Raw genomic sequence first — 14,992 nt, forward strand, 5'->3', positions numbered from 1 at the left:
CAGGCAATGCGGTGCGCGAGATAAATCAGATTGTTCTTGTCGCGGGCAAGCCCGGCTCCCACAGATGGCGATACTCTGCAGCCTTATGAAACTTCCACATTGATGCGTTGTGCCTGTCTCAAATAAGCCAGCAACTCCCGAGCCGGTAGCGGCTTGCTGTACAGGTAGCCCTGACCTTCATGGCAGCCTTCGGAAATGATGTAGGCCTCCTGCTCGGTGGTCTCCACGCCCTCGGCGATCACCTGCATACCCAGACTTTTCCCCAGCTGGATAATGGCGCGCACGATGGTTGCGTCGTCATCATCATCGATCAGGTCTTGCACGAAGCTTTTGTCGATCTTGATCTTGTCCAGCGGCAGACTCTTGAGATAACTCAGGGACGAATAGCCGGTCCCGAAGTCATCAATAGCGATCAGCGCACCGGAGCGGCGCAGGCTGAGCAGATGCTGCGCGGCGGTGGTGATGTCTTCCATCAAGCCGGTTTCGGTGACTTCCAGTTCCAGGCTGCGTGGCGGCAGGCGGTAGATCTGCATCAGGTTGTTGACCACCCGTGGCAGTTCGGTGTGGTGCAACTGGACGGTCGAAAGGTTGACCGCCATGCGCAAGTCAGTGAATCCCTGATCGTGCCATTCGCGCAATTGGCGGCAAGCCTGGTCAAGCACCCATTCACCAATCGTAATGATGGAGCCGTTCTGTTCTGCCAGCGGAATGAATTGGTCTGGCGGCACCAGGCCGTGTTCCGGGTGCTGCCAACGGATCAGGGCCTCGACGCCCACCACGCGATTCTCGCGATAGCTGATCTGCGGCTGATAGACCAGAAACAGCTGGTTGCGGGGCAGAGCGTCGCGCAGGTCTTTTTCCAGCTCCCGGCGGCGGCGCATTTCGCAGTCGACGCTGGCGATATAAAACTGATATCGGTTGCGCGAGCGTGACTTGGCAAGCGTCATGGTCTGTTCGGCTTTCTGCAGCAGCTTTTCAGTGCTGTCACCGTCTTCCGGGAACAGTGTGATGCCGATGGTGGCGCGCAGACGGATTTCCTGATCGCCGAGGGCAAACGGCGCTTCCAGATCATCAAGAATGTTCTGTGCCAGCTCTGCGGCTTCATAGGGCTGTTCGATATCGGCCTGCACCATGGCGAACTGATCGCCGCCCAGACGCGCCAGCGCGCCGAGCCGACCGCTATGGCCCCGCAACCGGTCAGCCAGCGCCAGCAACAATTGGTCGCCAGTCTGGTAGCTGAATTGCTCGTTGATGCTCTTGAAGTCATCCAGCCCGACGCACAACACCGCAACCCGACGTTGAAGACGTCCGGCATCGACCAGAATCTTGTCCAGTTGCTGTTGCAGTTGCTGGCGGTTGGGCAGGCCGGTGAGGAAGTCATACTGAGCCATGCGCAGCAGGCTGATTTCAGCTTCGTGGCGCAAGTGCGTATTGCGTTCGATGGACGCCAGCAATTGGTTGGCCGTATTGACCCAAATGCCCAGCTCGTTTTTCTCGTGGCCCTTGAGCAGCGGAAGCTGGTGTTCGCTCGGGCGATCGGGGTTGATGTTGGTCAGGTGTTCGATGATGCGCGACAGCGGCTTGGTCAGCAGCCAGTGATAGACCAGATACAACACCAGGCCCATCGCCAATGCGCGTAGCACCCCGGAGATGAAAATGATCACGGCATTGATGATGAAACCTTCGCCATAGGTGGCGGTGTCCATCGTGATGCGCAGATCGCCGTAGTACTCGCTGTAAGGACTGCGGCCGACCAGTTGAGTAGTGAAGCTGCGCTCCTTGCCCAGAATCAGGTCGGTCAGCCATCGCGTTGAAGTGGTTTGCAGGGGGCGCTCTTTTTCAGCGAGCAAGGTTTCATTCGGATGGCCAATGGATGCCAGCCGCACCGCATTGTCCTGAAACAGACCTTCAATGACCTGCATGCCCATTTCCCGGTCCAGGCTGTATACGGCCTGAGTCGACGGGTCGCGGAACATGTCCAGGATCCTTTCTGCATCGCTGGCTACGGCCTGGCGAGTCTTGTACGCGTCGTAGACGATCTGCGCACAACTCAACACAACGCCCACGACCAGTGCCGAGAGCAGCACCACGCGCAGAAGCTTTACTGACAGGCTGTTTTTGAGTTCCAGCTTCAAATGGCTATTCCTTAATCCGTGCCGGGTGCGTCAAGCCTTTGCAACCGTCAAAAAACAGTGGAACCAGAGCGAGATCGCTAAACGGCGATTCTTCTCCTCTTCACCTGCTCTCTTGCTCCATCCCGACCTCATCATAAAGTCAGGCATTCTCACTGTGTCGGACAAAAACCTTTGAAACTTGAACAGAATTGTAAAAACCCCAGCGGATGATATTAGTCCGCTATCGTCGGCTGACAAGACATTAAGCACATTTCATGGATGAAAAAAAACCCGGCAATGCCGGGTTTTTTGACTGGATCTCAAATCAGGCAGCGAATTGCTTCGCTACGAAGTCCCAGTTAACCAGGTTCCAGAATGCTTCAACGTACTTTGGACGCAGGTTGCGGTAGTCGATGTAGTAGGCGTGTTCCCATACATCGCAAGTCAGCAGCGGGGTGTCGCCGCTGGTCATTGGGTTGCCTGCGCCGATGGTGCTGGCCAGAGCCAGGGAACCGTCAGGTTTTTTCACCAACCAGCCCCAGCCGGAACCGAAGGTGCCGATAGAGGTTTTGCTGAATTCTTCTTTGAACTTGTCGAATGAGCCGAAAGCCGCGTTGATAGCGTCAGCCAGTGCGCCAGTAGGTTCGCCGCCAGCGTTTGGTGCCAGGCATTCCCAGTAGAACGTGTGGTTCCAGACTTGAGCGGCGTTGTTGAAGATGCCACCCGAAGAAGTCTTGATGATTTCTTCCAGGGTTTTGCCTTCGAACTCGGTGCCTGGCACCAGGTTGTTCAGGTTCACCACGTAGGTGTTGTGGTGCTTGTCGTGGTGATATTCCAGTGTCTCTGCGGAAATGTGCGGTACCAGAGCATCTTTGGCGTACGGCAGCGGCGGCAATTCAAAAGCCATGGTTTATCTCCTAATCAGGTCAGTTGCGGTGAGCGCAAGGCCGATCACGGGCGGCCAGACAGAACATGCACCGGCGAGTTTGTACTCTTTGCGGCGCAGGGTCAGGATCATAGCACCGGGTCTGCCCGTTAACCACGCAACAACTGTGTGGGATAGAGGTTCCAGAGGATTTACCGAAAGGAAATGCGAGCTGATACAAGGCCCTGGTGCGTGAGGGATTCTATGTTGGCCTGCAAGCGTTGATCCCGGTGGGAGCGAATTCATTCGCGAAGAGGCCGGTACATCGAAGCTTATGTGCTGCCTGACCTACCGCTTTCCCGAATAAATTCGGTCCCACTTGAATGCGTAGAGCCTGTTGGCGGTGCTTGCCCGCGATAAACGATAACGCTGTGTGCCTTGAGGCTGCGTCTCATGTATCGCGAGCAAGCTCTGCTCCCACAGGGTTTTGCATTTAGCGTTATGGATTTACGCAGCCCTGATCAATTGAAGGGCAACGCTGAACATCATCACTGCGACCATCAGGTCCAGCAGTCGCCAGGTGGCCGGGCGCGCCAGCCAGGGGGCCAGCCATGCTGCGCCGAGCGCCAGGGTGCTGAACCACAACAGTGACGCACTGGCTGCGCCCACCACATAAGCCTCTGGCACACTTTGCTGAGCGCCAAGGGAGCCGACCAGCAACACCGTATCGAGATAAACATGGGGGTTGAGCAGGGTCACTGCCAGGGCGCTGAGCAGAACCGCCCGACGCGAGCGCAGGCCAACAACTTCACTCTTTTCCAGGCTCTGACTGGAGCAGGCCCGGCGCAACGCAAGGCTGCCGTACCAAAGCAAAAACACGACGCCGCCCCAGCGAGCAACCGCCAGCAGTGTCGGGTTTTGCGCCAGCAGGTTGGCCAGGCCAAATACGCCGGCGGCAATCAGGATCGCATCACAGACGATGCATACCATTGCTACCGGCAAATGATGTTCGCGACGCAGACTCTGCGCTAGAACAAAAGCATTCTGAGTACCGATCGCCATGATCAAACCGCCCGCCACCAGCAGGCCGTTGAGATAACTTTGCCACATGAAAAATATGCTCCACGCACTGAATAATCTGCCTGTCCGGCAGGTTTGTGTGGCGATTGTGAGTGGCAAACCTGTATAAGAAAAAACAATATTACTGATCGCCCATTAGGGGAACTGATGTTCGACTACAAACTGCTTTCAGCGCTGGCAGCCGTGATTGAACAGGCAGGCTTCGAGCGTGCCGCGCAGGTATTGGGTTTGTCCCAGTCAGCAGTGTCCCAGCGGATCAAGTTGCTGGAGGCGCGGGTGGGGCAGCCGGTTCTGGTTCGCGCCACACCGCCGAGCCCGACTGACATTGGTCGTCGCCTGCTCAACCATGTGCAGCAAGTGCGGTTGCTGGAGCGTGATCTGCAAAGCCAGGTGCCCGCCTTGGACGAAGAAGGCCTGCCGGAGCGCCTGCGCATCGCACTGAATGCCGACAGTCTGGCGACATGGTGGGCCGATGCGATTGGCGACTTCTGCGCGCAGAACAATCTGTTGCTGGATCTGGTTGTCGAAGACCAGGACGTGGGCCTCAAGCGCATGCGGGCAGGCGATGTCGCGGCCTGTTTGTGCGCCAGCGAACGCCCTGTTGCCGGTGCCCGCAGTCTGTTATTGGGTGCGATGCGCTACCGTGGCCTCGCCAGTCCGGCATTCATCGAGCGCCACTTTCCGGAAGGTTTCGAGGCGAAAAAACTTGCCCGTGTTCCAGCGCTGGTATTCGGCCCGGATGATTTTTTGCAGCATCGTTATCTGGCTTCACTAGGGATCGAGGGCGGGTTCGAGCATCATGTGTGCCCATCGTCCGAAGGTTTTTTACGCATGACCGAAGCCGGAGTGGCCTGGGGGCTGGTCCCGGAAATACAGGTACGCGAACAACTGCAGCGCGGCTTGCTGGTGGAGTTTGCTGAAGACAAACCGGTGGATGTGCCGCTGTACTGGCATCATTGGCGCAATGGCGGTCAATTGTTGACCCGATTGACGGAGCATCTGGCGCAGCAGGCGGGGCAGTGGCTGGTGCCGTTGGGGCTGAAGTGATTTTCAGGTTGGAATGCGTTCCTGTGGGAGCGAGGCTTGTGTAAGGCTTCAGGTTCATGATGAGCCTGTGGGACCGACCGGGGTGGCGCTCCACTTCATTCGGGAAGGCGGCATTTCAAGCGATACATCAACTGCGGATGTACCGGCCCCTTCGCGAATGAATTCGCTCCCACGGATTTGTGTTTGCAGGCCAACATAGAATCTCCCGCATGTGATCTCGATCAAGTCAGACAAGACCTGTGTTTTGAAGCAAGCAAAAAAATATCTAACGGAGCGGTAAATGAAGATTCTGGTCACCGGCGCAAGCGGCTTTATCGGCGGGCGCTTTGCGCGGTTCGCCCTCGAGCAGGGCTTTAGCGTGCGGGTCAATGGCCGACGTGCCGAAGGTGTCGCGCATCTGGTCAAGCGCGGTGCTGAATTTATCCAGGGTGACTTGATCAATCCCGATCTGGTTCGCGTGCTGTGTGACGACGTTGAAGCTGTGGTGCATTGCGCCGGTTCAGTAGGCGTCTGGGGGCGCAAGCAGGATTTCTTGCAGGGCAACGTGCAAGTCACTGAGAACATCGTTGAGGCCTGTCTGAAACAAAGGGTCAGAAGGCTGGTCCATTTGTCGTCGCCTTCAATCTACTTCGATGGCCACTCGCACCTGGACCTCAAAGAAGAACAGGTGCCCAAACGCTTCAACAACCACTACGCCGCCAGCAAATATCTGGCTGAGCAGAAGGTGTTTGGCGCGGAAGAGTTCGGACTGGAAGTGATCGCCCTGCGACCGCGTTTCGTAACCGGAGCAGGCGACACCAGCATCTTCCCGCGGCTGCTGCACATGCAACGCAAGAAGCGTCTGTCGATTGTCGGCAACGGTTTGAACAAGGTTGATTTCACCAGTGTGCACAACCTCAATCAGGCCCTGATCAGCAGTTTGCTGGCTGACAGGTCGGCGTTGGGCAAGGCCTATAACATCAGCAACGGGACGCCTGTGCCGCTGTGGGATGCGGTGAACTACGTGATGCGCCGGATGCAGCTGCCACAGGTCACGCGGTATCGATCCTGTGGCCTGGCCTATTCGGCAGCCGCGATCAACGAGGCTGCGTGCATGCTGTGGCCGGGCCGCCCGGAGCCAACCTTGTCGCGCTTGGGGATGCAGGTCATGAGCAAGGATTTCACCCTGGATATCAGCCGCGCCCGGCATTATCTGGACTACGACCCGCAAGTCAGCCTGTGGGCGGCACTGGATGAGTTTTGCGACTGGTGGCAAACGCAACAAAGCAGGTGAGCGCTTTAGGCTGCGGCCTCAGCGGTTATACTCGCGAACTTCAAGCAGTTTTCATCACGGTTCTACACAGGGTTACTCATGCGTAACGATCCTTATGACGACGTCGATGACGTTCCGAATCTCAGCGCCAAGGACGATGACGACGATTTCGCGCCGACCACGGCGGCACGCAAACGCACAACGGTGTATTCCCGGGATACGCCTGTGGTGAAAGTCAAAGGACCGAGCACCGGACCGCTTTGGGCCTTGGTGGGTGCGTTGTTCATTGCGTTCTGCGGGTTGGGCTGGTGGAGCTTTCAGCAGATATCCCTGATGGAGCAGCAACTGGTGGCCACTCAGGAAAGCTTTGCACGCATCAGCGAAGAAGCCGCTGGCCGTTTGCAGGACATCTCCGGCAAAGTGGTTGCGACTGAATCAGTGGCGGTGGACGGAGAGGCGCTCAAGCAGCGCATCAAGCTTATCGAGGACCAGTTGGCTGACCAGGACAAACAGCAGGAAGGCACAACCGGGCAGCAGAGCCAGTTGCAGCAACGTCTGGAACAGATCACGACGCAGGCGACCCAGCTGCAGACGAGCAATACGCAACTGCAGGAACAGCTCAAAACCGTCACCACTGAGCTGGCCGCAGTGAAGGCTTCGATTCCGGATCATAAAGCGGCTCAGGGTAATCTCGATCAAGTCGATACCCAACTGAAAAGCCTCAGCGCCGATGTTGCCGCACTGAAGAAGCAGGGCAACCCGACAGCAACCATCGAGCGTCTCGAGCAGGATTTGATCGTGCTCAAAAGCGAACAGGAAAACCGTCCGGCTCCAGCGGCGGCCAGCAGCAACACTGCTGAGTTTGATGCCTTCCGTGCGCAGATGACCCGCAACATCAACACCCTGCAGAGCCAGATTCAGAACCTGTCCCAGCAGGTGAATGCGCGTCGTTAATAGTTATATCCCCCGGTAGGAGCGAACTTGTTCGCGAGGCGATCTTCCTCAGTGTTCAGGTCCAAAGCCACGCCAACAAGTTGCCTCCTGCAGATGTATTACAACGCCGGGTAATCGATATAACCCACTGGCCCTTTGCCGTAGAAGGTTTCCGGGTGCGGAGTGTTCAGCGGCGCATCTTGCTTCAAACGTGCCGGCAGGTCAGGGTTGGCAATGAACGGAACACCGAAGGCCACCGCATCGGCTGAACCATTGGCCAGCCAGGCATTGGCGCTGTCCTTGGTGAATTTCTCGTTGGCAATGTACGCACCGCCGAAAGCCTTTTTCAATTGCGGACCAATGCTGTCGCCAGCCTCATGCTCGCGGGAGCAAATGAACGCAATGCCACGTTTACCCATTTCTGCCGCAACGTAGCCGAAAGTTTCGGCCAGATTGTCGTCGCCCATGTCATGGGAGTCGGCACGCGGTGCCAGATGCAGGCCGACACGGCCCGCGCCCCAGACATCAATCGCTGCATCGACCACTTCCAGCATCAGACGCGCACGGTTTTCCAGAGAGCCGCCGTATTGATCGGTACGCTGGTTGGTGCTGCTTTGCAGGAACTGATCCAGCAGGTAACCGTTGGCACCATGGATTTCCACGCCGTCAAAGCCAGCGGCCTTGGCGTTTTCTGCGCCGGTGCGATAGGCCTCTACCACGTCAGCGATTTCTTCCAGTTCCAGCGCACGAGGTGTGACGTAGTCAGACAGCGGACGAACCAGGCTGACATGGCCTTCTGGTTTGATAGCGCTTGGTGCCACCGGGGTTTCACCGTTCAGATACGAAGGGTGGGAAATACGCCCCACATGCCACAGTTGCAGAACGATCTTGCCGCCTGCACCGTGAACAGCCTTGGTGATATTGCTCCAGCCACGGACCTGGTCGGTGGACCAGATGCCCGGAGTATCCGGGTAGCCGACGCCCATTGGCGTGACTGAAGTAGCTTCGCTGATGATCAGACCGGCTGACGCACGTTGCACGTAATACTCGGCCATCATCGCGTTCGGCACACGGCCCTCATCGGCGCGGCAGCGGGTCAACGGCGCCATGACGATGCGGTTGGCGAGCTGCAGATCGCCCATGGTGATCGGGTCAAAGATAGTAGTCATGCGTGAAACCTCTTGAATTGATCAGTTGATAGCAGGGGCCAGATCGGCGTTGCCGCCCTGGCGAAAAGTAATCAGGGTCACGATCAGCGCGAGTATCGCCAGTGCTCCAGCCGCCAACGGCACGCTGGTCAGGCCCAGGCCATGGGCAATAACGCTGCCGCCGACCCATGCGCCCAGTGCGTTGCCGACGTTGAAGGCACCGATGTTCAGGGTCGACACCAGGTTTGGCGCGGCCTTGCCGAAGGTCACGACGTTGATCTGCAAGGCAGGTACGGCAGCGAACGCGGCGGTGGCCCAGAGGAACAGGGTGATTTCGGTCGGGATCAGCGCGACGCTGGTCCAGCTCAGGGCAGTGGAGATCACAGCCATGGCAATGAACACTCCAATCAGCGTCGCGGCCAGACGACGATCAGCCAGCTTGCCGCCGATCACGTTGCCTACAGTCAGGCCCAAGCCAATCAACAGCAGCGTCCAGGTAATGCCGTTTGGCGAAACACCGGTCACTTCGCCCAGCAGCGGGGCGACGTAAGTGAACAGGGTGAACATCGAAGCCGAGAACAGCGCGGTCATGCTCAACGACAGCCAGATGCCTGCGCCTTTGAGCGAGGCGAGTTCAGCGCGCATGTCGAGCTTGAGCTCTTCGCGGTTGGTGGGCAGGAAGCGCATCAGGCCAATCAATGCAATCACACCGATGACGGTGACGGCCCAGAAGGTCGAGCGCCAGCCAGCGTATTGGCCCAGCGCAGTGCCCAGCGGCACGCCCAGCACGTTGGCCAGGGTCAGACCAGTGAACATCAACGCAACGGCCGAAGCGCGACGATTGGCAGGCACCAGGCCCGCAGCAACAACCGAACCGATACCAAAAAACGCACCGTGGCACAGCGCTGTGACCACACGGGCAAACATCAATACGTTGTAATCGGCGGCGATGGCACACAGCAGATTACCAACGATAAAGATGCCCATCAGCGTGACCAGCGCAGCCTTGCGCGGAAGCCTGGCAGTGGCCATCGCCATGAACGGCGCACCGATCGCGACGCCCAGCGCATAGCCGGTTACCAGCCAGCCAGCACCGGGGATGGAAACCCCCAGGTCGGCAGCGACTTCGGGCAGCAAACCCATGATGACGAACTCGGTCGTCCCGATAGCGAAGGCGCTGAGCGCCAGAATAAACAGTGAAAGAGGCACTGGGCGTCTCCTGTTGATAAAGGTTTCGTTAATCCTGTAGGAGCTGCCGAAGGCTGCGATTCCCGGTGTTTCAGGAAGAAAGATTTCGCAGCCTTCGGCAGCTCCTACGGGGAATTTTCCTATTTCAAGACGGCGGACCCAGCTCGAGCTCCAGCGCTTCGACGAAGGCCGCAATCACCTCTTCGTTACGCTTGAAAAAGCTCCATTGCCCTACCTTTTTGCTGGTGATCAGGCCAGCGCGTTGCAGGGTTGCCAGGTGGGCCGAAACCGTGGACTGCGAGAGCCCGGCGCGCTGGTCGATCTGGCCCGCGCAAACGCCGTTTTCCGTCGAGTGGGTCTGGTCCGGAAAGCAACTGAGCGGGTCCTTCAGCCAGACAAGAATCTCCCGGCGAACAGGGTGGGCCAGGGCTTTTATTATTTCGTCGAGGTCGATAGGCATGTCGTTCTCAATATGGGTTTAACGCTATATCGCGATGGAGCGAACTTTATATTTGTATTTCGCGATATACAAATATGATTTTCTGCTGAGAATAGTCAGAAACGCTATATCGGGTTATATCGATATAGGCGGGAGGCGTAATTCGGCGTAGGCTTGCGCCATGAACTATCTCGCACACTTGCACCTTGGCGGCCAACGTCCGGCGCAACTCCTCGGCAGTCTGTATGGCGATTTCGTCAAAGGGCCTGTGGCCGGGCGCTTTCCCGATGATCTGGCGCAGGCGATCCAGTTGCATCGCAGCATTGATGCATTCACCGACAGTCACCCTCTGATCAAGCAAGCGATTGCGCGCTTTCCGTCCGAGCGAAGGCGTTACGCGGGCATCGTGCTGGACGTGTTTTTCGATCATTGCCTGGCCCGGGACTGGGCGCATTACGCGGATGTGCCGCTGGCTGCGTTCACGCGCAAGGTGTACGGCGTGCTGGCTGCCGAGCCGGAGTTGCCCGAACGACTGGCCAGGATCGCGCCGCACATGGCCGCTCACGACTGGCTGGGTTCCTATCAGGAGTTTGCGGTGCTGGAGCAGGTACTGGCGGGGATTTCCCGACGTTTGTCACGACCGCAAGGGTTGGCAGGTGCCATGCAGGAATTGCGCGACCTCTACCAACCCTTGAGCGCGGACTTTGCCGAGTTCTATCCGATCTTGCAGGACTTCTCTCAGGCCGCCCTGGCCGAGCGCGGGCTCTCGGCAGTCTGAACTTCTGATACTGCTTCGTCGCTTTTGGTAACCAAAGGCTCGGCAACCACAGGTGGCTCGCCAAACAGAGCGATCTGCACCGCTTGCTGCGCTTCATAAGCCAGCGCGGCGCGTTCCTTGCCTTCGGTGGCAATCGGCGTCAGCAACTGGATATGCACGTCGCCTTGTTCGTTGGCGAACAGTCGACGCAAGTGCGATAGCAAATCGTCGTCGCCGATGAAGGGCGCGATAGGGTCTGGCTGGCCGTTGCGTGAATAGTGAATCGCCACTGGTTGCAGCAACACCCCACTATCAATCGCACTCGACATCAGGCGACCATGAAATGTACGCAGGCCAGTACCGTCAGTGGTGGTGCCTTCCGGGAAAATCACCAGCGCATTATTCTGCTGCAAGTGATTGCCCATCTGCTTCTGGATCAGCTTGCTGTCACCCGAACCGCGACGGATGAACAGCGTGCCCGCTTTCAGGGCCAACCAACCAGCGACTGGCCAGGTGCGTACTTCAGCCTTGGACAGAAATGACAGCGGGGCCAACATGCCCAGCAGCGGAATGTCGGTCCAGGACACGTGATTGCTCACCCACAGCATCGGCTGACGCGGCAGCTCGCCGCTGACGGTTACGCGAAACGGCAGGGCAGCGGTCAGGCGCGCCATGAACCATCGACTCCAGCGCTGACGCCGGGCCATTGAATTGCCGATCTTCATGCGCTCCATGCAGGCGAACGTGCCAGCAATGGTCAGCCCCAACGCAATGACCAGCAGCACCCGTGCGACTCGGGCGTAGCCACGCAAGCGGCTCATTACACTGCTGCCTTGAAGTGACGTGCGTAACGCGGGCACAGCTCGTCGCGTTTAAGCAGGATGAAGACATCGGCGACCTGGAAGTCTTCGTCCCAGCACGGTTCGCCGCAGATCTTCGCACCCAGGCGCATGTAGGCTTTAAGCAACGGCGGCATTTCGCAGATCACGTTGTTGGGCAGATCCAGGGCTGGCAGCGGGTTTTTCGGCTCGGCGCGCAGGTTCTGGTTGCACAGATAACGCTCGCGCAAGCGCTGCATGATCGCGTGGGCCTGAATGCCGCCATCCTGCATGGGGATGCTCGCGCAACCCATCAGGTAGCTGTAGGCACCTTCGTTGAGAATTTCGGCCAACTCGCTCCACAGTACGGCGATGGTGCCGCCGTTGCGGTAATCCGGATCCACGCAGGTACGACCCAGTTCCAGGATCGGACCTTGCAGATGGCCAAGGCCATGCAGGGCGAATTCTTCTTCGCTGTAGAAGCGGCCGATGGTGTTGGCAGCCTTGTGATCCAGCAGGCGTGTCGTGGCGACCAGCTTGCCGGTGTTCAGATCTCGTACGCCGATGTGCGAGCAGTGCACATCGTAATCGTCCATATCCAGGCCTTGGTCAGCACCTTTGAGTTTTGCATTGAATTCACCACTGAACACACTGAAGCGCAGGGCCTGTGCTTCCTGCAAGGCTTTGCTGCCGGTCAGGCGTTCTGCCTGAAGGCGGCGGTCGGATGCTGTGTCGCGAATGCGGGCGATCTGAGTCATGCGAAGTCTCCGTTAGCCTGCCCTGCAAGTGCGGGCGTTGGCTGTAATGGCCTGGCGCTGCTGTACAAACTCAGGCTAAGGAGAGGCGATGTCATGACCATGAAGGTTTGGTGATGGTTGTGTGACGCTGGTTGAGGGAACGCTGTATTTCCTGTGGGAGCGAATTCATTCGCGAAAGGGCCGTGCGTTCACTGCATATCTGTCCGGCGTGATGCCGCCTTCCCGAATAAATTCGGTCCCACAGAGCTCTCACTACCTGTATCTGTCACAACCCCCTGCTAAAGTCCGGCGATTCAATTTTGAGGTGTGTCCCGATGCGGCTTGCCTGGCTGGTGCTTTTGTTTGTGGCCTTCAATGCCCATGCTGAACCCTCGGCGGCAGTGAAATCCCTTGAAGGTTACGCATTCCCGACCCGCAACGATCAAACCCGGGAGGGCATTCGCACCGACGCGTTATTGGTACTGCGTGACGGTGAGGTGGTGTACGAGCGCTATGCCGGAGTGACCACTGCCCAAACGCCACACCTCACGTGGTCCATCAGCAAAAGCATCATGGCGACAGTGCTGGGCGTAGCCTTCGGTGAAGGACGCTTCACGCTGGATGATTCCGCCGCAAAATTCTATCCGCCGTTGCGCGCTCATCCTGATATTACGATCAAACATCTGATGCAGTGGACCTCCGGCCTGGATTGGCAGGAGGACTATGAATACGCGCCTCTCAATTCTTCGGTTGTCGCCATGCTTTACACCCGTGGCCGGGACGACATGGCGCGCTTTACAGCCGAGCACCGCAGTGCCCACAAACCGGGTACGTCGTTCCTGTATTCCAGTGGCGACAGCAACATCCTGTCTGCCGCGCTGAAAGGCATGGTCGGGGAAAAGGCCTACGCGGACTATCCGTGGGCTGCACTGTTCGAGCCGCTGGGCATTCGCAGCGCTGTGTGGGAAACCGACGCAAGCGGCACGTTTGTCGGTTCTTCCTACGCCTACATGACCGCACAGGATCTGGCCCGTATCGGTTTATTGGTGCAACGCGGCGGGCTGTGGAATGACCGACAGTTAGTGCCCAAAGCCTGGGTCGACTTCGTTCTGACGCCGTTCGCCAATCAACAGCCAAACGCCGAGGTCTCTGGCGGCCAGTGGTGGCTCAACCGCACCGCAAGCGGTCAAATAGGCCCATGGCCTAACGCACCCGCTGATTCCTTCGCGGCGCTGGGCCATTGGGGGCAGGCGTTGTACGTCATACCCAGTGCCGGGCTGGTGATCGTTCGCTATGCCGATGATCGGGATGGCAGTTACTCCCATGATCAGCTTCTAAAACTGGCCATGGCGGCGTTCAGCAGGGAGAGCCCAAGCCCTAAATGATTTTCTGTAGGAGATTGCGCTGTGTCCCTGAGACCGCACTATCGTGAAGCAAACACAGCCCCTGTAGGAGTGAGCTTGCTCGCGATAGCGTCAGCACAGGCAACATATTCATCGACTGACAGACCGAATCGCGAGCAAGCTCACTCCTACAGGGCTGTGTTTGCTGCGCGATAGTGCAGCGTCGAAGGCGGTGCGGCGGTTCCGAAAAAATGCATTCCAAAGAGGGGAGGCCAATGACCACAGGTTTTATTCGTCGTCGTCCGTTCAGCAGCCTGCTGCTATTGATATTGATTGTAATAGGCGTACTGGTCTGGCAAAACCGCGTCGCATTGGCGGCGTTTCCGAGCATCATCAGCGCTTATACCGCCAAAGAGTATTGCTCCTGTCGCTACGTCATGCTTAATTCCGCCGAGTATTGCCGTGGTTACGTCAAACAGTACGTACCGAGCAGTTTGCTCGACGACGCGGCGAATAAACGGGTAACTGCCGAAGGTCTTGGCCTCAGTAATGTGGCGACCTGGCAGGGCGAGCGACAAGGCTGTCGCTTGCTACCGTCAGCGCCTTGAAAGCCCGAATGCGAACGTAGCAGCTCGCCGGCGGTCAGACAGGCGGTACGGTTGCCCCTTAATGCGCATCTGGAGTTTGCATGCCCATCACAACCCGCCTGCTGCTGGCCTTGTTGGCGCTGACAGCGTTGCCCGCTCAGGCGAACTGGTATCTGGACAACGAATCCTCACGGCTGTCGTTCACCTCCACTAAAAACGCCAACATTGCTGAAGTGCATCGCTTTCTGACCTTGCACGGCAAAGTCGATCGTAAAGGTGCGGCCGAGCTTGAAGTCGAGCTGGAGTCAGTCAGCACCGGCATCGCCCTGCGCGATGAGCGTATTCGTGAGCAGGTTTTTAACGTCGCGAAATTTCCCAGAGCGAAAATCAATGCTCAACTCGACCTGGGCCCGATCAATGATCTGGCGCCCGGCGCGCAGCTGGAATTGCGTCTGCCGCTGGTGGTGCAACTGCATGGCAAATCCCACAGTTACCGGGCTGAACTGCTCGCCACGCGTCTTGATGAGCGACGCTTTCAGGTCGTGACCCTTGAGCCTTTAGTGGTCAATGCTCAGGATTTTGATCTGGTGCCTGGTTTCACGACACTGCGCAATGCGGCCGGGTTATCGGCGGTCAGCCTCGCGGTGCCCGTGGGTGCCGTCTTGATCTTCACGGCGCGCTGAA

15 protein-coding genes are annotated in these 14,992 nt (G+C 58.0%); 7 read left to right on the top strand and 8 right to left on the bottom strand.

The genetic code is table 11. From position 1 onward, the window contains the following. Positions 1 to 83: 83 nt before the first annotated feature. From KDX30_RS05750 to KDX30_RS05760, 3 genes are all read right to left on the bottom strand, one after another. Complete coding sequence (locus tag KDX30_RS05750; protein ID WP_027900292.1) at positions 84 to 2,135, bottom strand: putative bifunctional diguanylate cyclase/phosphodiesterase; 2,052 nt, start codon at positions 2,133 to 2,135, stop codon at positions 84 to 86. A gap of 304 nt (positions 2,136 to 2,439) precedes the next feature. Beyond that, positions 2,440 to 3,021, bottom strand: coding sequence for a superoxide dismutase (locus tag KDX30_RS05755; RefSeq protein ID WP_027900293.1), 582 nt, complete (start codon positions 3,019 to 3,021; stop codon positions 2,440 to 2,442). A 465-nt stretch (positions 3,022 to 3,486) separates the two neighbouring features. Continuing rightward, positions 3,487 to 4,089, bottom strand: coding sequence for a LysE/ArgO family amino acid transporter (locus tag KDX30_RS05760; protein ID WP_122394644.1), 603 nt, complete (start codon positions 4,087 to 4,089; stop codon positions 3,487 to 3,489). 117 nt (positions 4,090 to 4,206) lie between these two features. Here KDX30_RS05760 and KDX30_RS05765 point away from each other — a divergent pair, with 117 nt between their 5' ends. The 3 genes from KDX30_RS05765 (at position 4,207) to KDX30_RS05775 (ending at position 7,312) form a co-directional block, all read left to right on the top strand. Then, positions 4,207 to 5,106 carry a LysR family transcriptional regulator ArgP gene (locus KDX30_RS05765; RefSeq protein ID WP_231675222.1) on the top strand — a complete coding sequence of 300 codons (900 nt, stop codon included), beginning with the start codon at positions 4,207 to 4,209 and terminating at the stop codon, positions 5,104 to 5,106. A 280-nt stretch (positions 5,107 to 5,386) separates the two neighbouring features. Further along, positions 5,387 to 6,379, top strand: a complete 993-nt coding sequence (locus KDX30_RS05770) for an NAD-dependent epimerase/dehydratase family protein (protein ID WP_122394646.1) — start codon at positions 5,387 to 5,389, stop codon at positions 6,377 to 6,379. Between the two features lie 78 nt (positions 6,380 to 6,457). Continuing rightward, a complete protein-coding gene (locus tag KDX30_RS05775) occupies positions 6,458 to 7,312 on the top strand; it encodes a hypothetical protein (RefSeq protein WP_027900297.1) in 855 nt (284 codons plus the stop codon). A gap of 98 nt (positions 7,313 to 7,410) precedes the next feature. Here KDX30_RS05775 and KDX30_RS05780 read toward each other — a convergent pair whose 3' ends face one another. From KDX30_RS05780 to KDX30_RS05790, 3 genes are all read right to left on the bottom strand, one after another. After that, positions 7,411 to 8,460 (bottom strand): alkene reductase, encoded by a 1,050-nt coding sequence (locus KDX30_RS05780; protein WP_231675223.1) that lies wholly within the window; start codon positions 8,458 to 8,460, stop codon positions 7,411 to 7,413. A 21-nt stretch (positions 8,461 to 8,481) separates the two neighbouring features. After that, positions 8,482 to 9,648 carry an MFS transporter gene (locus KDX30_RS05785; protein ID WP_122708151.1) on the bottom strand — a complete coding sequence of 389 codons (1,167 nt, stop codon included), beginning with the start codon at positions 9,646 to 9,648 and terminating at the stop codon, positions 8,482 to 8,484. A 124-nt stretch (positions 9,649 to 9,772) separates the two neighbouring features. After that, a complete protein-coding gene (locus KDX30_RS05790; RefSeq protein ID WP_231675224.1) occupies positions 9,773 to 10,087 on the bottom strand; it encodes an ArsR/SmtB family transcription factor in 315 nt (104 codons plus the stop codon). Positions 10,088 to 10,247: 160 nt separating this feature from the next. Between KDX30_RS05790 and KDX30_RS05795 the strand changes: the two genes are divergently transcribed. Continuing rightward, complete coding sequence (locus KDX30_RS05795) at positions 10,248 to 10,844, top strand: acyl carrier protein phosphodiesterase (protein WP_231675225.1); 597 nt, start codon at positions 10,248 to 10,250, stop codon at positions 10,842 to 10,844. On the opposite strand, the gene KDX30_RS05800 is transcribed toward KDX30_RS05795, so the two are convergent. After that, a complete protein-coding gene (locus tag KDX30_RS05800; protein ID WP_231675226.1) occupies positions 10,805 to 11,644 on the bottom strand; it encodes a lysophospholipid acyltransferase family protein in 840 nt (279 codons plus the stop codon). The two genes, KDX30_RS05795 and KDX30_RS05800, sit on opposite strands and share 40 nt — an antisense overlap. Continuing rightward, positions 11,644 to 12,399 carry an L-ornithine N(alpha)-acyltransferase gene (gene olsB / locus KDX30_RS05805; protein ID WP_231675227.1) on the bottom strand — a complete coding sequence of 252 codons (756 nt, stop codon included), beginning with the start codon at positions 12,397 to 12,399 and terminating at the stop codon, positions 11,644 to 11,646. Before olsB ends, KDX30_RS05800 begins: the two co-directional genes overlap by 1 nt. A gap of 314 nt (positions 12,400 to 12,713) precedes the next feature. Here olsB and KDX30_RS05810 point away from each other — a divergent pair, with 314 nt between their 5' ends. From KDX30_RS05810 to KDX30_RS05820, 3 genes are all read left to right on the top strand, one after another. Then, a complete protein-coding gene (locus tag KDX30_RS05810) occupies positions 12,714 to 13,763 on the top strand; it encodes a serine hydrolase domain-containing protein (protein ID WP_231675228.1) in 1,050 nt (349 codons plus the stop codon). A gap of 233 nt (positions 13,764 to 13,996) precedes the next feature. Further along, a complete protein-coding gene (locus KDX30_RS05815; protein ID WP_231675229.1) occupies positions 13,997 to 14,329 on the top strand; it encodes an amidase in 333 nt (110 codons plus the stop codon). A gap of 80 nt (positions 14,330 to 14,409) precedes the next feature. Continuing rightward, positions 14,410 to 14,991, top strand: a complete 582-nt coding sequence (locus KDX30_RS05820) for a YceI family protein (RefSeq protein ID WP_122708138.1) — start codon at positions 14,410 to 14,412, stop codon at positions 14,989 to 14,991. Position 14,992: the final 1 nt, after the last annotated feature.

It is taken from the genome of Pseudomonas quasicaspiana (assembly GCF_021147825.1).
GTDB classification, from domain to species: Bacteria; Pseudomonadota; Gammaproteobacteria; order Pseudomonadales; family Pseudomonadaceae; genus Aquipseudomonas; species Aquipseudomonas quasicaspiana.

Bases quoted from the DNA above. Each gene is read 5' to 3' on its own strand.
- KDX30_RS05755 (WP_027900293.1), bottom strand. From the start codon at position 3,021: ATGGCTTTTGAATTGCCGCCGCTGCCGTACGCCAAAGATGCTCTGGTA.
- KDX30_RS05760 (WP_122394644.1), bottom strand. From the start codon at position 4,089: ATGTGGCAAAGTTATCTCAACGGCCTGCTGGTGGCGGGCGGTTTGATC.
- KDX30_RS05765 (WP_231675222.1), top strand. From the start codon at position 4,207: ATGTTCGACTACAAACTGCTTTCAGCGCTGGCAGCCGTGATTGAACAG.
- KDX30_RS05770 (WP_122394646.1), top strand. From the start codon at position 5,387: ATGAAGATTCTGGTCACCGGCGCAAGCGGCTTTATCGGCGGGCGCTTT.
- KDX30_RS05775 (WP_027900297.1), top strand. From the start codon at position 6,458: ATGCGTAACGATCCTTATGACGACGTCGATGACGTTCCGAATCTCAGC.
- KDX30_RS05780 (WP_231675223.1), bottom strand. From the start codon at position 8,460: ATGACTACTATCTTTGACCCGATCACCATGGGCGATCTGCAGCTCGCC.
- KDX30_RS05790 (WP_231675224.1), bottom strand. From the start codon at position 10,087: ATGCCTATCGACCTCGACGAAATAATAAAAGCCCTGGCCCACCCTGTT.
- KDX30_RS05795 (WP_231675225.1), top strand. From the start codon at position 10,248: ATGAACTATCTCGCACACTTGCACCTTGGCGGCCAACGTCCGGCGCAA.
- KDX30_RS05800 (WP_231675226.1), bottom strand. From the start codon at position 11,644: ATGAGCCGCTTGCGTGGCTACGCCCGAGTCGCACGGGTGCTGCTGGTC.
- olsB (WP_231675227.1), bottom strand. From the start codon at position 12,399: ATGACTCAGATCGCCCGCATTCGCGACACAGCATCCGACCGCCGCCTT.
- KDX30_RS05810 (WP_231675228.1), top strand. From the start codon at position 12,714: ATGCGGCTTGCCTGGCTGGTGCTTTTGTTTGTGGCCTTCAATGCCCAT.
- KDX30_RS05815 (WP_231675229.1), top strand. From the start codon at position 13,997: ATGACCACAGGTTTTATTCGTCGTCGTCCGTTCAGCAGCCTGCTGCTA.
- KDX30_RS05820 (WP_122708138.1), top strand. From the start codon at position 14,410: ATGCCCATCACAACCCGCCTGCTGCTGGCCTTGTTGGCGCTGACAGCG.